The following is an 18,046-nucleotide window of genomic DNA, read 5'->3' as shown; positions in this document are numbered from 1 at the left end:
CCCCCATGCTCCCCCGGCCGGGGACCCCCTTCGCGCAAACAGTGATGGCGCCACCCATGCCGGGGTGACGCCATCCCCACCACACAGTGAGAGGACCACGTTGCAGTGAGTGAACACGAGCATACCGCCGCATCGCCGACAGGTGACCGAGCCAGGCGACCCGCCGACCGTGCCCGCAGTGGGCTGGGCCAGGCGATGGCCCTTCTCCGAGCGGACGCTGCCGCGTGCCCACAGATCGCCAACTCTCATCGCCTCGCTGACTATCTGGCGTGCGAAGGCATCGAGCTATGAGTTCGTCAGATGACCGCACCTGTTCGCGTCTCAGGTGCGGCAACGTGGGCAGCCGCGGACATGACCGGTTGTGCGATGCACACTATCGCGCCAGCCGACATGGCTACGTAGACGCCGGCCCCGTGGTCGCCCACTACCGGAAACTGCGCGACCGCGGCCTGTCAGTGCGGCGCATCGCCGAACTGTCGGGACTCTGTGAGGACACCTTGATGTACCTCGGCACGTGGACAGACGCGGGGCGCGTCGAGTTGGCTACAAGCGACCAGGTACTCGCAGTTCCCCTGCCCGACAGAGTAATCGACGGTGGCGGAATGGTTCCGTCAGTCGGCACGAGGCGAAGGCTCGAAGCGCTGATGCTGGCTGGCTGGAGCGGTGCAGCGATCGGCGCGCGACTTGGCGTCACCGCGCAATCGGTGAGCAGCTACCGAACGCGAGCGCAGGTGACCGCACGCACCGCGGTCGCCGTGCGCGAATTGTGTTCCGAACTGTGGATGACGCCAGGAAGCTCCACCCACACCGCACGCCGAGCCGCCGCGAGTGGTTGGGCCCCATTCTTGGCGTGGGACGACATCGACGACCCCGAGGAGCAACCGAACCTTGGAGAAAGGTCGACGGTTCGCGCAATCGAGCGTTACCAGGAACTGCGAGACATCGGTCTCACTGACAACCAACGTATCGCGGAAGTCCTGGGAATCCGCCTGGAATCGTTGAGCCGCACCTTGTCTCGCTCCGAGGATGCCGCATGACTTTCAGCGTCGAAGAGTCAGCCAACCGAATCAGCGCGATCGGACTTGACGGCGCCGAAATCTGCGGCGCGTTCCAGCCTCACGGCCATCAGTACTGGCAACTGTTCGTCAACCGGCGCACCGGACTGCGCCTGCATCCAGGTACCAGGTTCGCCGGGACCGGTGCACGTGACGCATCCAGAGCGTGGGTATGCGTCGTGGCCGAGACGGTTCCCGGTTACCTCGTGCGGATGCTGTTGGCCGCGGCACACAGCCAGCTTGACCACATCCACCCAAACACAGAGAGAGGAAACCGAGAATAGTGAACAGGAATCGTGTTAGCCGCCGCGAGTCGGTCTACGCGACGGCCGTCCCCGTTGCCTGGCTGATCCTCGCATCCATCATCATCGGCGGGTCAGTAGGGCTGTCCATGCGCGACGACGTCGGGCCCACGGCCGGCGTCCCTACGACGCCTTCGGCGCCGTGCACCGGCCCCTGCATCGGGGTGCTCCGATGAACCGCCGACAACGCGAAGCTGCAGCACTTCTCGCGTTGTGTGTGAGTCAGCGCCACGCCCTCGAAAACCTCGAAAAGGAAGCGAAGGCGGTCGTTGATTGCACGTACGGCGAAGAGAAGGTGTGTGGCGTCGTCGGCGGCGTTGTGGTTGGCACGACCGGCCGCTACGAGCGCCGGCCGAACGAGCCGTTCACGATCATCGACGAACAACGGTTTGTGAAATGGGTGAAAGCGCGTTACCCCACGGAGGTTGTGGAGATGGTGCGGCCGTCGTTCCTGAAGGTCCTCGCCGACAAGGCTGAGAAGCATGGCGTTCTCATCGACGACGACGGGGAAGTGTGCGACGCGGTGAAGCTGAACGACCCAATCGTCTCAGTGCGCACGTATGTGAAGCGCACCGAGAACGCTCAGGCTGTTTTCGCTGATCTGCAGCAGTTCCCGCTGTCGGCAGTGGCGGACCGGATTCGTGAGCTTGCTGCAGAGGTTGACCAGTGATGCGCACTCAGACGCCGCCGCGGATCCGCCTCGACGAGTCAGGCAACGAGGCCCGCCCCGGCTGCCCCTGGTGTGCACCGTTCCTCACCGAAGAGGTGAACGCCTAATGGCGATCAGGACCCGCCAACCGACAGGTGTGCCGACCTGGCCCCTGGTGCTCATCGAAGGGCCTGAGCTTTCCGGCAAGACGTACACCGCGGCAGCGTTCACAGCGTCACAGCAGATCGGTGAATGCTACTGGGTCGCATGGGGCGAGGCCGCACCAGACGAGTACGCCGCCATTCCCGGCGCCCAATTTCAGGTGGTGGACCACGATGGATCGTGGCACGACATCCTCGGCCAGGTAACCGAGATCCACACCGCGGCGGCAACAGATTGGTGGGGCAAACCGCCAGTGCTCATCGTTGATTCGATGACCAGCGTTTGGGAGATGCTGAAGAACTGGATCACCGTCCGGGCGAGGGAGTCCAAGCACGCGCAGAAGCTTCTCCGAGAAGACCCCAACGCGGAGATCAAGCTGTCGAACGTCCTGTGGGATGACGCCAGTGACCGCCACGCCGATCTGATGCGGCTGCTCACCACCTTCAACGGGATCGTGGTCGTCACCGCACGCTGCAAAGAATCGTTCGCCGTCGACTCCGAGGGCAGGCCGATCCCCAACACGGCCGACTATAGGGTCGACGCGCACCGGACCCTCACCCACGACGCGTCGGTGTGGGTCCGCCTTACCCGGGAAGAACCCGCAACGCTGATCGGCTGCCGCTCAGTGTCACTTGGGATCTCGCCCGCCGAGAAACCGCTCAGGTTCTCCAACTTCACCCTCGACCACCTGCTGTTCGAACGGCTGGACTACGCGGCCGGCGGGGCGAAGCCACGCGACGTCACCGCCCTCGTCGCCGACGAGGCCGAGCTGGCGGCACGAGCCCGCGCCGCGGTCCGCGACTACACCCGCAACAGCAACCTCGACGAGGACGTCGTGCTCGGCGAGTTCTACCGCAGCCGCGGGGAAGCGCTCAAGGACTGCCGTGACGTCGGCGCCATCCTCGCGTTCCTCAACCACCTGAAGGGGCGTCCCGCATGACCGAACGCAAAGGCAGACTCATGAAATGGAAAGCCGAGTGCGGGCATTGGATGGTGTGCTACTCCCTCGAACCCACGCCAACGCGGTGCCCGGACTGCGCCGACAAATCGCGAACCGCGTTGGCTGCGTTGGTCGAGTCGTTCGACGAGGTGAAGGACCGACTAGACCTAGACGGGCCGCCCAGCACCGATGATGCCCCTCAGTGGCTCGACGAGTGGGGCGTCACCGATGAGCAGATACGCAAGGACGTCACCGCCCTCGCCTGCCGCGCAGACGAGATCCGCGCCGATCTGTTTGGCGCGCACTCCCAGGCGCGGGCGCTGCTGACCAAATACCCAGAGGCGGAACGCCTCACGATGCCAGATAACGCTGCGTGAAGGAACGGAACTGTCGCCCGATCGTGACGGCAAGGGCGGACGGCTCCTGTGAACGCTGCGGCGTCCACGCCTCGGCCCGAGGGTTGACCCTGCATCACCGCGTGAAACGCGGCCAGGGTGGGCCGTGGGACCCCCGCAACTGCGTGATGCTCTGCGGCCACGGCACCACCGGGTGCCACGGCTGGGTGGAGAACAACCCCAACGCCGCCGAAGCCGAAGGGTTCCACGTCCGCCCGTGGAACGACCCCAACACCGTTCCGATCAAACGCTGGGACCGATACATCGGCCAGCCCGAACTCGTCTACCTCACCGAATCCGGCCACATCGAAAGAGCAACAGCATGAAAACTCCCAACGCCACTACCCGGCGGTCGGGCGCCGACGCGGTAATCGACGCCGCAGACCGGCTCACGACGCCGATCACCCGATCCCGCCAGGCCGCCGCTGACCTTCGCGCATTGTGCGAATGCAGCGTCCATCAGAACCGGCGTAGCAGCGCCCGGATCGTGCCGCCCATGGTGTCGGTCGGTGCGGTCCTCAACGTTCTGGAGAGGTACGGCCTGTGACACTCACATTGACCGACCTGTTCTGCGGAGCCGGCGGAAGCTCGACCGGCGCGGTGTCGATCCCAGGGGTGTCGGTCCGCGTCGCGTCGAATCACTGGGAACTCGCAGTCGAGACTCACGGCACCAACCACCCGGACACCGACCACCTGTGCGCCGATCTATCGCAGATCGATCCGCGGCGCTTCCCGCGCACGGACATCCTGTGGGCGAGCCCTGAGTGCACAAACCACTCAGTGGCGAAGGGTCGCAAGCGCGCCGCGGTGCAACCCGACCTCTTCGGCGAAGTACTACCGGACGCCGCGGCGGAACGGTCCCGCGCCACCATGTGGGACGTACCCCGCTTCACCGAGGTCCACCGCTACCAAGCGGTGATCGTCGAGAACGTCGTGGACGCCTGGCACTGGGAACCGTTCCGCGCGTGGCTGATGGCGATGGACTCGCTCGGGTACGACCACCACGTCACCTTCGTCAACTCGATGCACGCCCAGGCGTTCGGGCCTGGCGCACCGCAGTCGCGGGACCGGATGTACGTGACGTTCTGGCGGAAGGGCAACCAGCGTCCCGACTTCGACCGGCTGACCCGGCCCGCCGCGGTGTGCCCGGACTGTGGGCCGGTGCGCGCGATCCAGTCGTGGAAGCGTCCGGACCGCGCCCCGTGGGGACGCTACCGCGCCCAGTACGTCTACCGCTGCCCGAACGTCGCCTGCCGGAACCGGGTCCTCGAACCTGTGTTCCGGCCGGCCGCCGACATCATCGACTGGTCGCTGCTCGGCCAGCGCATCGGTGACCGCAAGAAGCCGCTCGCGGAGAAGACGATGGCGCGGATTCGGGCCGGCATCGAACGCTACTGGGGACCGCTGGTCATTGAGGCCGCCGGGAATACCTACGACGCTGCCGACCCGCGGCATCCCGCGCATGGCAGGGAGGATGGCTACTACCGGGCGTGGCCCACCGGGGATCCGGTTCGCACCGTGCACACCACCCTGTCGAAGGCTCTGGTTGTTCCCGTCGAAGGTCGAGACGGGAAGCACGCCGTATCGACGGACCAGGCAGCCCGCACGATGACCACACGCAGCGAGACGGGGCTGGCGTTCATCGCCGAGCTGCGAGGCGGCGGGAGTGTCGCCCGGCCCGTCGAGGATCCGCTGGCAACCGTGACCGCGGCCGGGAACCACCACGGCCTCGTGACCGCCTACTACGGCAACGGCAGCACCAGGCCGGCCGAGGACGCGCTGGCCACCGTGACCGCGGTGGAGCGTCACGCGTTGCTGATGACGAACAACCACGGCAACAGGTGCCGTGTCGTCGACGACGAGCCGGCACCGACGATGACCACTGCGACGACGGCCGCGCTGCTGATGCGCAACAACGGTGTCCGCGGCGGCCACCCCGCCCGCCACACCACGCCAGCATCCGAGCCCACTCGGACGATCGTCGCCACCGGCGGGCAATCCCTCCTGGCCGCCGATCGGCCGACGATCGCCCTCGACGACGTCCTGTTCCGGATGCTCGAGCCGCGGGAGATCAAGGGGGCGATGGACTTCCCAGCCACCTACCGGATTCTCGGGAACCGGCGCGAGCAGACCCGGCAGGCCGGCAACGCGGTGTGTCCCCCCAACGCCCGCGACCAAGTCGGCATCGTCGCCGAATCGCTTGGAGTGGTCGCGTGAAGCCATACGCCGAGTTCCTTGCTGACAAGGTGCGTTTCGACGCCACGTTCGGGCACGACGTCGACCTAGAGGACGTTCATCCTCTGCTCAAACCTCACCAGCGCGACATCGTCAAATGGGGTGTTGCTGGCGGCCGGCGAGCCGTATTCGCGTCGTTCGGGCTCGGGAAGTCCGTCATGCAGCTAGAAATGCTGCGGCTGACGCTGGCCCACCGCGGCGGACGCGGACTGATCGTCTGCCCGCTCGGCGTGCGGCAGGAGTTCACCCGAGACGCCGGCAAGGTGGACCTGTCCGTTGAGTTCGTCCGCCGTGCTGACGAACTCAACGAGACCGGTATCTACTTGACGAACTACGAGACGATCCGCGAGGGCAAGCTCGATCCAGCTCTGTTCACCGCGGTGAGTCTCGATGAGGCGTCGGTGCTGCGATCGTTCGGGTCGAAGACATATCAGACGTTTCTCCCGCTGTTCGATGAGGTGCCGTACCGGTTCGTCGCAACGGCGACGCCATCGCCGAACCGGTACAAGGAGCTGATCCACTACGCCGGATTCCTCGGCGTGATGGACACCGGGCAGGCCCTCACGAGGTTCTTCCAGCGTGATTCGACGAAGGCGAACCACCTGACCCTGTACCCACACAAGGAGCGCGAGTTCTGGCTGTGGCTCAACACATGGGCAGTGTTCCTCGAGCGTCCGTCTGATCTGGGGTACTCCGATGAGGGGTACGACCTGCCGGACTTGGATGTGCGTTGGCACGAGATCGACGTCGATCACTCCAGAGCGCCGGCCGATCGCGACGGGCAGGGCCTGTTGTTCCGCGGCGGCCCCATGTCCACGGTTGATGCAGCCCGGGAGAAGCGCGACACTTTGCCGGCGCGCGTGTCCAAGGCCGCACAGCTGGTCGATGAGGCGCCCGGTGACCACTTCATCCTCTGGCACGACCTCGAAGATGAGCGCCGCGCGTTGAAAGCGGCGATCCCCGAAACGGTCGAGGTGTACGGGGCGCTCGATCTTGACGAGCGGGAGCGTAGGGTCGTCGACTTCGCTGACGGCCGCTACCGCATCTTGGCCTCGAAACCATCGCTGTCGGGGTCGGGCTGCAACTTCCAACGTCATTGCCACCGAGCGGTCTTCGTCGGTGTTGGGTTCTCCTTCAACGACTTCATCCAGTCCGTCCACCGCATCCAGCGGTTCCAGCAGACCCACCCGTGCCGTATCGACATCATCTTCGCCGAGTCCGAACGAGAAGTGGTGCGAACCCTGCAACGCAAGTGGGCCGAACACCGGGAGCTGACCAGCACTATGAGCACCATCATCCGTGAACACGGACTGCAGCCGGCGGCCATCGCCGAGGCGCTCCAACGTTCGATCGGCGTCGACCGAATCGAGGCATCGAGCGACGGATGGCTGGCGGCAAACAACGACTGCGTCCCAGAGACAGAATCGATGCAGGACGCTTCGGTCGACCTAATCGTTACCAGCATCCCCTTCGCCAACCACTACGAATACACGCCCTCCTACAACGACTTCGGCCACACCGACGACAACACGCACTTCTGGGCGCAGATGGACTACCTCACCCCGCAGCTATTGCGGATCCTGGCGCCGGGTCGGATCTACGCCTGCCACGTCAAGGACCGAATCTTGTTCGGAAACGTCACTGGAGCCGGCGTCCCCACCGTCAGCCCATTCCACGCTGAAGCGATCTTTCACGCCCAGAAGCACGGCTTCGACTACCTCGGCATGATCACCGTCGTCACCGATGTTGTGCGGGAGAACAACCAGACCTACCGGCTAGGTTGGTCCGAGCAGTGCAAGGACGCCACGAAAATGGGTGTCGGATCACCGGAATACGTTCTGCTGTTCCACAAGCCGCAAACTGACCGGTCGAAGGGCTACGCAGACACCCCCGTCGCCAAGGACAAAGCGGCGTACACCCGGGCGCGTTGGCAGGTCGACGCACACGCGTTCTGGCGATCCTCCGGGGACCGTCTGCTCACCGCCGACGAACTCGCCGCCCTGCCTCCAGACCAGCTGTCCCGCATTTTCACTGAGCAAACACTGCGGGAGGTGTACGACTACGTGGCCCATATCCGCATCGGCGAACAACTCGACGGCCGCGGCGCACTGCCGGCCACCTTCATGAGTCTCGCGCCAGGCTCCTGGTCACCGGATGTGTGGCACGACGTCAACCGCATGCTCACCCTCAACGCTACGCAATCGCAACGTGCGCAACAGATGCACGTGTGCCCGCTGCAGTTCGACATCGCCGACCGACTCATCGAACGCTACTCCAATCCCGGCGATCTAGTGTTTGACCCGTTCGGCGGATTGATGACCGTGCCGGCGCGGGCGCTGCGACTCGGCCGGCGCGGCCGCGGCGTCGAACTCAACACCGGCTACTACCTCGACGGCGTCAAGTACCTCCAAGCCTGCGAGCGGGAGCGGGACACGCCTTCGCTTTTCGATCTCGAATCAGCGTCCTAGATCAACCGATTAGAAGGTGAAATTCCGTCAATGACTGGCTACACGTTCAACTCGACTGCGGTCGTGCTCCATGATCCGGTAGAAGGTCTGCGGCCCGAGTTGATTGAGGGCACCCCGAATTTGCGTCGGGCCAGGCTATCCGACGCGGTGTTATTCGGGGGACCGTTGGTGCGGACGTGCCTCGAACACGCGCCGATTGTGGGTGACCGCGTCTACGTCGTGGTGGACACGAAGGTGTCGTTCCTGATGCCCGGCTGGATGCCGGCGATTCCCGGCTGGCACACCGATGGTGTTCCCCGCGGTGTCGCGTACGGGCCGGGATTCGACCCCGCTTCGTCGGGTGCTCCGTCGATGGCCGAGCAGCAACGCCAAGCCGATACGGGTTACTTCCCGCGCTATCACACGATCATCGTCGGCAACGATTGCCCAACAGCGTTCGTTGTGCAACCGCTTCTGCTGTACCTGGAGCGCGGCGAGTCCACTGAGCTGTATGCGGAGATGACTCGCGCTGTCGACGCCCTGGATCCGCTACTCCTGGTCGCGCCCCAGGTCGACCAATGGGCATCGTGGGACTGGTGGAACATCCACCGCGCCACCGAAGCCGACGATCGGGGATGGCGTCTGCTGATCCGCGTCACTGAATCCGACACCGTCGCGCCAGCGACGAAAGGCTTCATCCGGGCCCAGAGCCAGGTGTACGTACCGCAGGAATTCGGATGGTGAACGCGCCGTGCCCGTGCTGGACCGGGCCCGTCACGCTGCACTCCACCCCACAGCACTGCTGTTTCCGTGGGGATCTCAACGACTACGAGCTCGGCAAGCCGTTGCCTTGCGGACATGAAGCACCGGAGGTGACCAACTGATGGCCAAACCGCATACGCCGCTGTCCCTGTTGCAGCTGGAGACCCGCGAGCACCAGATGGAGGTGCTGCGCGACGACGGCTTATATCGGCATCTGCGGTTCGCGCGGCCGGGCACGGGGATTTGGCGTTTCGACCTCGTCACCTGGCCGGGCCACCTCGTTATCACAGGGGACATCGAGAACTTCCACTTCGCCCGGCTGCCCGACATGTTCGAGTTCTTCCGCTCACCACCCGGCTACATCAACCCGGGCTATTGGGCGGAGAAGCTGCGCGGGCCGCTGAGGTACGAATCGCATTCCCCGGACGCTGTGAAGCGACATGTGTACGAGGCGTTCCGTGATTCCTGTGTGTGGTGGGAGGATCCGAAAGCTCCACTGTGGCGCGACATCTGCGACCAGATCCTCACCGAGGACGTGATCCACGACGAGACCACCACTCACCTGGCGCTGCGGGACTTCCGGCACACCAGCGAGAACGGTAGGCGCTTCGAGTTCACCGACACCTGGGAATGGCGGTTCAAAGAGTACGACTGGCATTTTCTGGTCTCGTTGCACGCGATCGTGTGGGGAATAGACCAGTACGACAAGGCCAGGGCGAGCTGAGATGGCCGCGAGTACTCCCGAGCAGACAGCCAACTATCTAGCCAATCCGCGCCGCTGCATCGACTGTGGCGGCGACCCGATCGCGGGCCATCTCCGCTGTCAGCCGTGTCAATTCACCTACGCCGCCGGCGGAGTCGACATTGGCCCAGCCCTCCGAAAGGGACCCGAAACACGATGAACGATTTTGCACTGCAGATGATCCACCTCCCCGACCAGCCGCCCATCGCTGTCTCAGCCCTTCCCACCGATTGCACCTATCTGGTGGTGACGCCGACGGTGGCGGTCGCAAAGCAGAGCGGGCAACTCGAGTTCGGTCCCGGCGTGAGTCTGACGCACACGATCACTGGGCGCGCCGTGACGACGTCGACGAGCACCGCTGCGCTGCGGGCTCTCGCAGCGCAGCTGGTCGAGTTCGACTGGAGCTTCACCGACGCGAACCACTTCACACTCGCGGAGAACGCTGAGATGCGCGACGTGGTGGCGCGGCGGATCCGCGACTGGCAGAGCGCCGATGCCTACACCGGGGCCGCGCACTACCCCGATGACGACGAAGCAACCATCGCCGCACGCGAGCATGAGCCCGCGACGACGCTGCTGCGCGAACACCTGGACTGGTGGATCAAACACAGTGAAGCCAGGTACAGAAACCTCAGCAGCATCGACGACAACCCGGAGGCGTGGCACGCCAACATAGGTATGAGCTGCGAGGGTTTCGGCTTGATCTACCTCCTCGCGGTCCTGCAGCGCGTCGCCCCCGACGCCGCCGACATCGCGGCCCGGCATCTCGTGATCCAGTACGACGCTGGCGACTCCCTCGGCGAGTGGATCTACGAATGGAACAGCGAGATCACCGAAGGCCGACCTCTGACTCTCCACGGCATCCCCGAGGCCGACCCGCTCAAGGGGTTCGCCGGTGAGTGACCTGATCCGCTGGAACCGCCGCACCCGTGCGGCCATCGCTATCCGCAAGGCGTGGACCCGGGCGCGGGCCAGGATGCTCGGCCAGGGCCTCAGCTACGAAGCTGCCCAATGGTCTCCGGTCTTCACCTTCATGGGCGTTCGAGACGGCGCCCCGGCCAGCGTGAAAGTTGAGCAGTGCCCCATATGCTCCGCGCTGGTCCGCGTCGAGAACCGCGGCTACCACGAGCGCTGGCACGTCGCGGGGGCGGTGTGATGCCTCTATTCACTGACGATCGGTGTCACGACGCCACCACCCCCGCCGATGCCGCGCTGGCCGTTGCGAACGCGCTCACCGGATTCACCTACTGCTGGACCGCTGAGGCAGACCTGCAGGCAGCGATGCACGACGTTCTCGCGCCTCGGTTCCACACTGACCGCGAGAAGGCCCTGTCACGTAGAGACCGACCCGACTTCTTGGTCAACGTCGGTGTGCTCACCGTCGCAGTCGAGGTGAAGGTGAAGGGTGCACGCAACGCGGTGGTGCGCCAGCTGGGTCGCTATGCCGAGCACGACGATGTCGACGCGCTGCTCTTCGCGTCCGGCCGGCGCGTACTCGTGCCAGCGATGCCGGGCGAGATCCACGGCAAGCCGGTGATCTCGGTGTTCCTCGGGTCGGTGGCTCTGTGATCCGCGTCGTCGGGGAGGTCAAGCGATCGAACCTGCACTGGCAGGTCACCGCGGAACCGGACATCATGATCCGGCTCAAGCGCGTCATCCCCGGTGTCCGCATGAATCAGGCCGCCGCGCTGATGGTGTCGGATACCGAGGAGATGGCCCAAGAGCTGGAATGGCTACTCTCGCGGTGGAAGTTCGACATGTCCGATGTGGACCGGGACTACCTCGCTGACCGTGCCGCATCAGCGAGGGCACGTGAAGAACTCGTTCAAGGCGTGCTGGCCGGCGTCCGGGCGCCCCGCGGTGACGAGTGGATCGAGTCGGCGCTTCCGCTGCGCGAGTATCAGCGCACCGCGGTCGACCTGGTGCACGCCACCGGGGCGACCCTCGTCGTCGACGAACTCGGCCTCGGAAAAACGTTGATGTCGCTGGCGCTGTTGGAAAACCCGGCGCGCAGGCCAGCGATTGCGGTCACCCTCACCGGTTTGGGTGGGCAGTGGCTGCGTGAGCTTGGCAAGTTCTACCCCGCGCTCCGTGGCTACGAAGTGCGCACCACCAAGACAGAAGACGAACTGCCGAAGTTGCTCACCGAGGACGGTCGACTCGACTACGACCTGATCCTCGTGAACTTCGCGAAGCTCGCAGCCTGGGGGCCCGCCCTAGCCGATCACGTCAACACCGTGATCTTCGATGAGATTCAGGAGCTGCGCCGAGCCGAGACCATGAAGTACGAAGGCGCCCAGGTTCTCATCTCGCGGGGTGCAGTCACTGTCGGGCTCTCGGCCACACCGATCTACAACTTCGGCGGCGAGATGTACTCCGTGATGAACATTCTGCGGCCTGGCTGTCTGGGCACTCGGGAGGAGTTCCTACGCGAGTGGGGTGGCGGGTCGTGGACGACGGAATCGAACGGCAAGGTGCGGATCAAGAATCCGGAGGCGCTGCGCGCGCACCTGAAATCGTTGGGGCTGTTCCTGCGCCGCACCCGCGAGGATGTCGGAATTCAGTTGCCAGCGATCGAGACGATCGAGCAGCAGGTCCCCTCGGATTCCAGGCGGCTCAACGAGTTGTCCGGCAACGCGGTGGAGATGGCGCGCCTGATCCTCGCGCAGGATGCCACCAACTCCCAGAAGTGGACATCCGCCGGGCAGCTCGACTGGCAGTTGCGTCAGGCCACCGGCGTGGCGAAAGCTCCGTTCGTCGCCGACTTCGTCCGCCTGCTGTTGGAGAGCCAGGACAAGGTGGTGCTGTTCGGGTGGCACCGCGAGGTCTACGGCATCTGGATGGAGCGGCTGAAGGAGCACAGCCCGGTCCTCTACACCGGCACCGAGTCGCCCAAACAGAAAGCCGAAGCGTTCCAACGATTCACCACCGGTGATTCCCGTGTGCTGATCATGTCGCTGCGTTCCGGCGCCGGCCTCGACGGGTTGCAGGACGTGTGCTCGACGCTGGTGTTCGGGGAGCTGGACTGGTCGCCCGGTGTGCACCGACAGGCCATCGGCCGACTCGGCAGACCCGGCCAGAAACACGGTGTCTTGGCGTACTTCTGCGTCACCAGCGACGGGTCCGACCCCGTCATCTTGGACACCCTCAACATCAAGCGTATGGAGTCCGACCGGCTCATCGAACCGGAGGTCGGGACCAATGCCACAGCCTCGCCGGCTCAGTCGGATCACCACATCAAGCGGCTCGCCGCCGCGGTGCTAGAGCAGGCGGCGTCACGGACTGTTGAACCTGAACCGCGGACGAAACCCCCGAGCCCTGCCGTACAGCAGAAGCTTGCCGCCCGTCGTGCGCAGCTCGACAAGAAGTACCTGCCGGTGTCCCAACCTGAAGGGGAGTCAGCGTGAAGGTGTACCGCCGCGGCGAGATGATCCGCACCGACGTGCCCTGGCGGCGCGACGACGAAACGGGTTTGTGGTGGAACCTCGGCCGGCTCCCATCAGTGCGATATGCGTCTGGCCTGATTGCCCATTGCCGATATCGGGGTGAGCGCCGGGCCGATAAATTCAGCATCCGCGTAGCAGACCTGGCGGAGCGTCTGGCGCAAGAGCCGGTCGGCAGGTGCGGCCCGTGGGAAGAGCTTGCTGACGGCACTCTCGTGACCCGAGCCGTCATCCTCCTCCCCGGCTCCGACCTCGTAGGCACCCGTGGCGTAGTGCAGATAACGCCGCCACCTTCGATGCCTAGCTTTCCGACGATGGCCGAACTCGGTGAGTGATCGTCGCATCCGTTTGCTGTTCAGCCGTCGGGAGCTGATCGGGATGGGCCGCTGCCCAGACTGCGGATGGCACCCCCCCACGCAGTCCCATCACCCCCAGTGTCCAACTAACGCCCCCAGAGAGGACTCGTAAGTGTCTATCACCGCGAAGCGGACACCCACACGTGTGCAACGACAACGCAGGGCCGGACAGCCTGGAATCCCCGTCGGCGCGCGCTACGTCGGGCGGCCGACCCGCTGGGGCAACCCGTTCTCCGTGTTTGGCAGCGAACCCGGCGGCGGCACCGTCTACGGCCCGGATTGGGCGTTTCTGCGCGCCCGCCCGATGAGCCGCGGAGTGATGCCCATCAGGCTCCCGACCGCCCTCTACACGTCCCACAACCGCGTTGAGGCCGCCTACGAGTCCGCCGTCTATCTGTTCGAGGCGCTGTGCGCGGTTCGGCGGCGTGATCAGCGGGCGGAGTTCGACACGTGGCTCGCGCCGCTCCGCGGACGCGACCTGGCGTGCTGGTGCCGGCTCGGCGCCAGGTGTCACGCCGATGTCCTGATTCACTTCGCCAACGAGGAGTTCTAGTGGCCAACGCAGGCGCCCTGATCAATGAGGGGCTGTGGCGGAAAGACAAAGAGTTCCAGAAGGTCCCGCGCCTGGCGCAGTGCACCTTCTGCCAGGTGCTCTCCGGCAAAGACCTGGATACCGCCGGCGTGATGACGTTCCACCTCGACCTGCTCGCGAAGGGCTGCAATGAGCTGACCGTTGAGCAGCTGCGGGAGGACTTCGCCGCCCTAGAGCAGCGCCGGTTCTTGTTCATCGACTACGACACCGACGAGCTGTTCGTCCGGTCCTACGTGCGCCTGGTCAGCGTGAAGAACCGCAACTCGTGGTCGTCGGTTCCGAAGAACGCCCGCATGGTCGCTTCGGAGAAGATCCGCCAGGAGTTGGCGCTGGAGCTGCGGCGCCTGAATCGCAGGGACGCCGCCGAACTGGCCGACGAAATTGACCCCGTCGAAACCCCGTCTGCACCCGGTCTAGACCCCGTCTCCACCGCGTCGACACCCGGTACCCCGTCTGGACCTCGTCGAGACGGGGACAGTCAAGTACTAGTTCCAGTCCTAGAGTCACCTTCCGTAGGTGGTTCTGTTGGTGTGCAGCGCGCACGCCCGATCTGCCCCAAACACGGCGAAACCGACACCGACGAAGGCTGCCGACCCTGCATGCGCCGGCGGCTCTGGGACGAAGAGCACAACGGTCGAGTCCTCGCGATCGAAGCGGCCGACAAGCAACGGCGCGTCAACCTCCGCGCGAACTGCCCCCGCTGTGAAGGCACCTGCTGGGTCATCGGCACCGAAGACGACCCAGTCAAGTGCGACCACCGCCCCACCCCCTCGCTGTCGATCGTCAACGGCGGAGCGTTGTGACCGACACCCGAACCTGCCGGTGCGGCCACCAAGCGTATGACCATCTTGGGGTCGCCGGCCGGTGCGACGAAGCCAGCCACCGCTGCCGCTGCCAACGCTTCCAGGAGTGCCCGCACACCGAGACGGAGCCGTGGCGCGACCGCTCACGCTGCACCAGATGCGGCACCGTCACCGACGGGCCGGGTGGTGGCTGACTACGCCACCGGCCCGGGCCGCCGACGGCGCGGTAGAGGCCCCGTCATCGACGCGTACGCCGACGTCATCGACCGGCCATGCCCAACCCCTCCGCGCGGGTGCGGCGCCGCCGCCGGCGACTTCTGCACCCAGCCTGCGGACCCGCACTCCACTGAGCGGGTGCCTCGACACATCCCATGCCTCGCCCGAACCCTCACCGAAGGAGAAACCCCTTGAGCGCCCCTCAGAAGCCCGACGCCACCACCGCGGGCAGGATCACCCGCGCAAGAGCTGAACTCACGGCTGGCGACTACAGAGCCGCCAAAGCGCATGCCCTGGTAGCCGGGGCGGACGCCCTCGTGGCCATCGCAGCGGCCATGCAGGTACCCGGCGCGGAGCTTGACCCCGCCATGGACCTGGGCGAGGAACCGGCCGGTACACCATTCGCCCTGGCCGCCGCGAAGGCGCAGCTGGTCGAACTGATCCACGCGCGCATCCTGAAAGCCCTCGAATTGTGGACCCACCGCGTCCAGCTGATTCTGCCCGGGCCAACAGATCTAACACCGGACCTCGCCGACCACATCACCCAGCAGCTCATGGCGGAGACCCGATGAGCACACCGGACTTCCCCACCCTGGCGGAGGTGTTCGCCACACACCGGTGGACACGCACCAGCGCTATCGATGTCCGATGCACGGGATGCCAGTGGCGAGGCGACCTCCGCAACAGCGGCAAAACGTCCGTCGGTCTCATCGCTGAACACGTAGAGCAAATCTGGCGGGACACCTGCACGATCCGCACGACCGCCCAGCTCGACACACTGCCGGACAGCGCCGCGATCCTCGACAGGACCGGCGCCCTCCTGCGCCGCAATCCCTGGGGCGAGGACGACCGACTGTGGTTCCCGCTCGACGGCCACGACGGCTTCGACCGCGACTTCGGCCTCATCTCCGACCGAGTTCCCCTCACGGCCCGACTGCTATGGCACCCGCAGTGGGAGCCTTCGCATGTCTGAGTTCCCCAGCTTCGCCGACGTGCTGAAGCTCCATCGCCCCGGCATGCTCCGCTGCTACCCGATGCGGTGCCGATGCCGAGCCGAGTACACCGTGAAGCGTGCACAGTCCGCACCGCCGACCAGCTCGACGCGTTGCCCCACCTCTCCCTGGTCATCAGGCCATACACATCTCCGGCCGGCTGGAAGCTCCACGAGGTCTGGGAACGCCGCAACGGACTCTGGTATTGCCTTGCCGCACCGCTCAACCCGCCCGGCCAGGCATTCGGCACACCCAACCTGCCGGCCCTGCTGATCCACCACCCTGACTGGGAGCCACAATGAGCGACTTTCCAAGCCTGACCTACGTCGTCCAACTCCACAGCCGACTCGACCAGTGGGGCGGTCCCGAATGGGATTGTGGCGCAGATAGTTGCTCCGCATCCGGAACAGGAAACCGCGACTACGCAGAGCACATCGCTGAGGTGTGGAGTGAACGCAGCACCATCCGCACAGCCGGTCAACTCGACGCGCTTCCTGACGGTGCTGTAGTGCGGGTGCGGGCCGGGCTCTTGTACGCGTCCGCCGAGAAGAGCGACGGCCATTGGTGGGCACCGGGGTTGGAACGCCCCGTCAACCCCCGAGCCCTGCTACACGCACGATTGCTGGAACTGCCTACGGAGCGGGGTCAGTGGTGAGCTTCGAAGCCCGCTACCCGGGAACCTGCGGCTACGGCGACCGGATCAATCCGGGCGACCTCGTCGACTACGACGACGAGAACGAACTAGTGCACGCCGAATGCTCGGCCGTCGAAGGCGCCGCCTACGTCAACAACGTCGCCGCCTGCCCAGATTGTTGGACCGTCCACCGAGGAGATTGCCTGTGACTCAGAAGTGCGAATCCTGTTCAGCGCCAGCGGACACCTACCTGTGTGGGCGGTGTGTTACCGATCTGCGCGACATGTTGGGAAGTCTGGTCAGCTGCGGAACAGTCACCGACCAGATCCTCAAGACCGACGAGAAGACGGGCGAGCTGAAGCCGTTCCCGCGCCACCGCAAACTACCGGGCATGCTGGAGCACCTGCGCGGCTATGCCGTCGGCCAGGCCCGCCGCGGCGAGCAAGCCCGCCGCGTCCACCGCGAACCCGACACACTCGACGGTGACTCCACCCTGGCCAGCCACATCGACGCACTGCCCGACAGTGGCGACGATGACGAACCGGACCTCGCCAGGGCCCGCCGGCGGCGCGAACAGATCACCCTGAATCGGGCGCTGGCCGCAGGCGGCGTCAACACCTCCGCGAGCAGGCTCCTCGCTGAGATGCACGACGCGCTCGGCCAGTGGGCACGCCACATCGCCCGCGCCCACAACCTCACCATAGGCTGGCGCACCACAACCGGATTCGCGCACTTCCTGTCACTCAACACCCCGAAGGTCGCCCTCGACGCCGACGCGGCCGACCTCCACCACCGCGTCCGAGGATTCCTGCGGCGCATCGAGAACACCCTCAACCCGGCCGTGCCGCGCCGCGAGTGCGGACCATGCCCCACCGTGATCGTCGAGAGCCGCGGCCGACGCCGCTGCGCGACCTCGCTGACCGCGGACCGCGACGCCAGTGAGGTGACCTGCCCGAACTGCGACTCCACCTTCAGGGTGGAGAAGCTGATTCAAGATCTGTGGAACGACGTAGACGAATGGCATCTCACGCGCTCGGAGATCCTGCAAGTCCTCAAGGTGCTTGACCAGCCACTGTCCGTCGAGGTGTTCAAAAAGCTGTGCACCCGCGGGAAGAAGATCGGCAATCCGCCTGTCACGCAGCAACTTCACGCCCGAGGCTGGCGCCGACCCGGCGAGAAGGTCGGCGAATGGCACGACACCCGCGAGAGCCCCGGAGACAAACCCGTCTACCGACTCACCGATGTACGGCCGTTCCTTCCCGGCAAGAAACCGACAGCGTCAGCATCCGCTTGACGCGACCACAACACAGTTAGGAGCCCA

Annotated in this window: 21 protein-coding genes; all 21 read left to right on the top strand. The window is 65.4% G+C overall.

Annotated features, from left to right (window positions below):
- Positions 1-413: 413 nt before the first annotated feature.
- The 21 genes from CSR00_RS21010 (at position 414) to CSR00_RS20910 (ending at position 18,019) form a co-directional block, all read left to right on the top strand.
- On the top strand, positions 414-1,037 hold the full coding sequence (locus CSR00_RS21010) for a hypothetical protein (RefSeq protein WP_099024363.1): 624 nt from the start codon (positions 414-416) through the stop codon (positions 1,035-1,037).
- Positions 1,034-1,339, top strand: a complete 306-nt coding sequence (locus CSR00_RS30265) for a hypothetical protein (RefSeq protein WP_141564422.1) — start codon at positions 1,034-1,036, stop codon at positions 1,337-1,339. The genes CSR00_RS21010 and CSR00_RS30265 overlap by 4 nt, the downstream gene beginning before the upstream one ends.
- Positions 1,340-1,529: 190 nt before the next feature.
- The gene (locus tag CSR00_RS21005; RefSeq protein ID WP_141564421.1) at positions 1,530-2,027 is read left to right on the top strand and encodes a hypothetical protein; all 498 of its coding nucleotides are present in this window, start codon (positions 1,530-1,532) and stop codon (positions 2,025-2,027) included.
- A gap of 106 nt (positions 2,028-2,133) precedes the next feature.
- The gene (locus CSR00_RS21000; protein ID WP_099024361.1) at positions 2,134-3,108 is read left to right on the top strand and encodes a DEAD/DEAH box helicase family protein; all 975 of its coding nucleotides are present in this window, start codon (positions 2,134-2,136) and stop codon (positions 3,106-3,108) included.
- Positions 3,105-3,485: a hypothetical protein gene (locus tag CSR00_RS20995; protein ID WP_141564420.1), complete on the top strand. Its 381-nt coding sequence runs from the start codon at positions 3,105-3,107 to the stop codon at positions 3,483-3,485. The genes CSR00_RS21000 and CSR00_RS20995 overlap by 4 nt, the downstream gene beginning before the upstream one ends.
- Entirely contained in the window at positions 3,482-3,829 is a 348-nt protein-coding gene (locus CSR00_RS20990) for an HNH endonuclease (protein ID WP_099024359.1), read from the top strand. The genes CSR00_RS20995 and CSR00_RS20990 overlap by 4 nt, the downstream gene beginning before the upstream one ends.
- A 217-nt stretch (positions 3,830-4,046) precedes the next feature.
- A complete protein-coding gene (locus tag CSR00_RS20980) occupies positions 4,047-5,720 on the top strand; it encodes a DNA cytosine methyltransferase (RefSeq protein ID WP_099024357.1) in 1,674 nt (557 codons plus the stop codon).
- The gene (locus CSR00_RS20975; RefSeq protein WP_099024356.1) at positions 5,717-8,206 is read left to right on the top strand and encodes a DNA methyltransferase; all 2,490 of its coding nucleotides are present in this window, start codon (positions 5,717-5,719) and stop codon (positions 8,204-8,206) included. Before CSR00_RS20980 ends, CSR00_RS20975 begins: the two co-directional genes overlap by 4 nt.
- A gap of 30 nt (positions 8,207-8,236) precedes the next feature.
- A complete protein-coding gene (locus CSR00_RS20970) occupies positions 8,237-8,929 on the top strand; it encodes a hypothetical protein (RefSeq protein WP_141564419.1) in 693 nt (230 codons plus the stop codon).
- A 139-nt stretch (positions 8,930-9,068) separates the two neighbouring features.
- A complete protein-coding gene (locus CSR00_RS20965) occupies positions 9,069-9,671 on the top strand; it encodes a hypothetical protein (protein WP_099024354.1) in 603 nt (200 codons plus the stop codon).
- 174 nt (positions 9,672-9,845) lie between these two features.
- Positions 9,846-10,592, top strand: coding sequence for a hypothetical protein (locus CSR00_RS20960; protein ID WP_099024353.1), 747 nt, complete (start codon positions 9,846-9,848; stop codon positions 10,590-10,592).
- Positions 10,585-10,845: a hypothetical protein gene (locus CSR00_RS20955; protein WP_099024352.1), complete on the top strand. Its 261-nt coding sequence runs from the start codon at positions 10,585-10,587 to the stop codon at positions 10,843-10,845. The genes CSR00_RS20960 and CSR00_RS20955 overlap by 8 nt, the downstream gene beginning before the upstream one ends.
- Positions 10,845-11,258, top strand: a complete 414-nt coding sequence (locus CSR00_RS20950) for a hypothetical protein (RefSeq protein WP_099024351.1) — start codon at positions 10,845-10,847, stop codon at positions 11,256-11,258. Before CSR00_RS20955 ends, CSR00_RS20950 begins: the two co-directional genes overlap by 1 nt.
- A gap of 65 nt (positions 11,259-11,323) precedes the next feature.
- Positions 11,324-13,096: an SNF2-related protein gene (locus CSR00_RS20945; RefSeq protein WP_099024368.1), complete on the top strand. Its 1,773-nt coding sequence runs from the start codon at positions 11,324-11,326 to the stop codon at positions 13,094-13,096.
- Positions 13,093-13,467, top strand: coding sequence for a hypothetical protein (locus tag CSR00_RS20940; RefSeq protein WP_099024350.1), 375 nt, complete (start codon positions 13,093-13,095; stop codon positions 13,465-13,467). The genes CSR00_RS20945 and CSR00_RS20940 overlap by 4 nt, the downstream gene beginning before the upstream one ends.
- Positions 13,468-13,600: 133 nt before the next feature.
- On the top strand, positions 13,601-14,041 hold the full coding sequence (locus CSR00_RS20935) for a DUF4326 domain-containing protein (RefSeq protein WP_099024349.1): 441 nt from the start codon (positions 13,601-13,603) through the stop codon (positions 14,039-14,041).
- A complete protein-coding gene (locus CSR00_RS20930; protein ID WP_099024348.1) occupies positions 14,041-14,883 on the top strand; it encodes a hypothetical protein in 843 nt (280 codons plus the stop codon). Before CSR00_RS20935 ends, CSR00_RS20930 begins: the two co-directional genes overlap by 1 nt.
- Positions 14,884-15,290: 407 nt before the next feature.
- The gene (locus CSR00_RS20925; RefSeq protein WP_099024347.1) at positions 15,291-15,671 is read left to right on the top strand and encodes a hypothetical protein; all 381 of its coding nucleotides are present in this window, start codon (positions 15,291-15,293) and stop codon (positions 15,669-15,671) included.
- Positions 15,668-16,072 carry a hypothetical protein gene (locus CSR00_RS20920; protein ID WP_099024346.1) on the top strand — a complete coding sequence of 135 codons (405 nt, stop codon included), beginning with the start codon at positions 15,668-15,670 and terminating at the stop codon, positions 16,070-16,072. The genes CSR00_RS20925 and CSR00_RS20920 overlap by 4 nt, the downstream gene beginning before the upstream one ends.
- Before the next feature lie 670 nt (positions 16,073-16,742).
- A complete protein-coding gene (locus tag CSR00_RS20915) occupies positions 16,743-16,934 on the top strand; it encodes a hypothetical protein (protein WP_245906332.1) in 192 nt (63 codons plus the stop codon).
- Positions 16,935-17,116: 182 nt separating this feature from the next.
- Positions 17,117-18,019, top strand: a complete 903-nt coding sequence (locus CSR00_RS20910) for a hypothetical protein (protein WP_141564418.1) — start codon at positions 17,117-17,119, stop codon at positions 18,017-18,019.
- Positions 18,020-18,046 lie beyond the last annotated feature (27 nt).

This window comes from Mycolicibacterium palauense (assembly GCF_002592005.1).
GTDB lineage: Bacteria > Actinomycetota > Actinomycetes > Mycobacteriales > Mycobacteriaceae > Mycobacterium > Mycobacterium palauense.
The sequence above is the reverse complement of the archived record's forward strand: the minus strand, read 5'-3'. Positions and strand labels throughout refer to the sequence as shown.

Coding starts and splice junctions, on each gene's coding strand:
- CSR00_RS20960 (WP_099024353.1), top strand. CDS start 9,846: ATGAACGATTTTGCACTGCAGATGATCCACCTCCCCGACCAGCCGCCC.
- CSR00_RS21005 (WP_141564421.1), top strand. CDS start 1,530: ATGAACCGCCGACAACGCGAAGCTGCAGCACTTCTCGCGTTGTGTGTG.
- CSR00_RS20995 (WP_141564420.1), top strand. CDS start 3,105: ATGACCGAACGCAAAGGCAGACTCATGAAATGGAAAGCCGAGTGCGGG.
- CSR00_RS20945 (WP_099024368.1), top strand. CDS start 11,324: ATGATCCGGCTCAAGCGCGTCATCCCCGGTGTCCGCATGAATCAGGCC.
- CSR00_RS20950 (WP_099024351.1), top strand. CDS start 10,845: ATGCCTCTATTCACTGACGATCGGTGTCACGACGCCACCACCCCCGCC.
- CSR00_RS21000 (WP_099024361.1), top strand. CDS start 2,134: ATGGCGATCAGGACCCGCCAACCGACAGGTGTGCCGACCTGGCCCCTG.
- CSR00_RS20970 (WP_141564419.1), top strand. CDS start 8,237: ATGACTGGCTACACGTTCAACTCGACTGCGGTCGTGCTCCATGATCCG.
- CSR00_RS30265 (WP_141564422.1), top strand. CDS start 1,034: ATGACTTTCAGCGTCGAAGAGTCAGCCAACCGAATCAGCGCGATCGGA.
- CSR00_RS20910 (WP_141564418.1), top strand. CDS start 17,117: ATGCTGGAGCACCTGCGCGGCTATGCCGTCGGCCAGGCCCGCCGCGGC.
- CSR00_RS20920 (WP_099024346.1), top strand. CDS start 15,668: ATGAGCACACCGGACTTCCCCACCCTGGCGGAGGTGTTCGCCACACAC.
- CSR00_RS20965 (WP_099024354.1), top strand. CDS start 9,069: ATGGCCAAACCGCATACGCCGCTGTCCCTGTTGCAGCTGGAGACCCGC.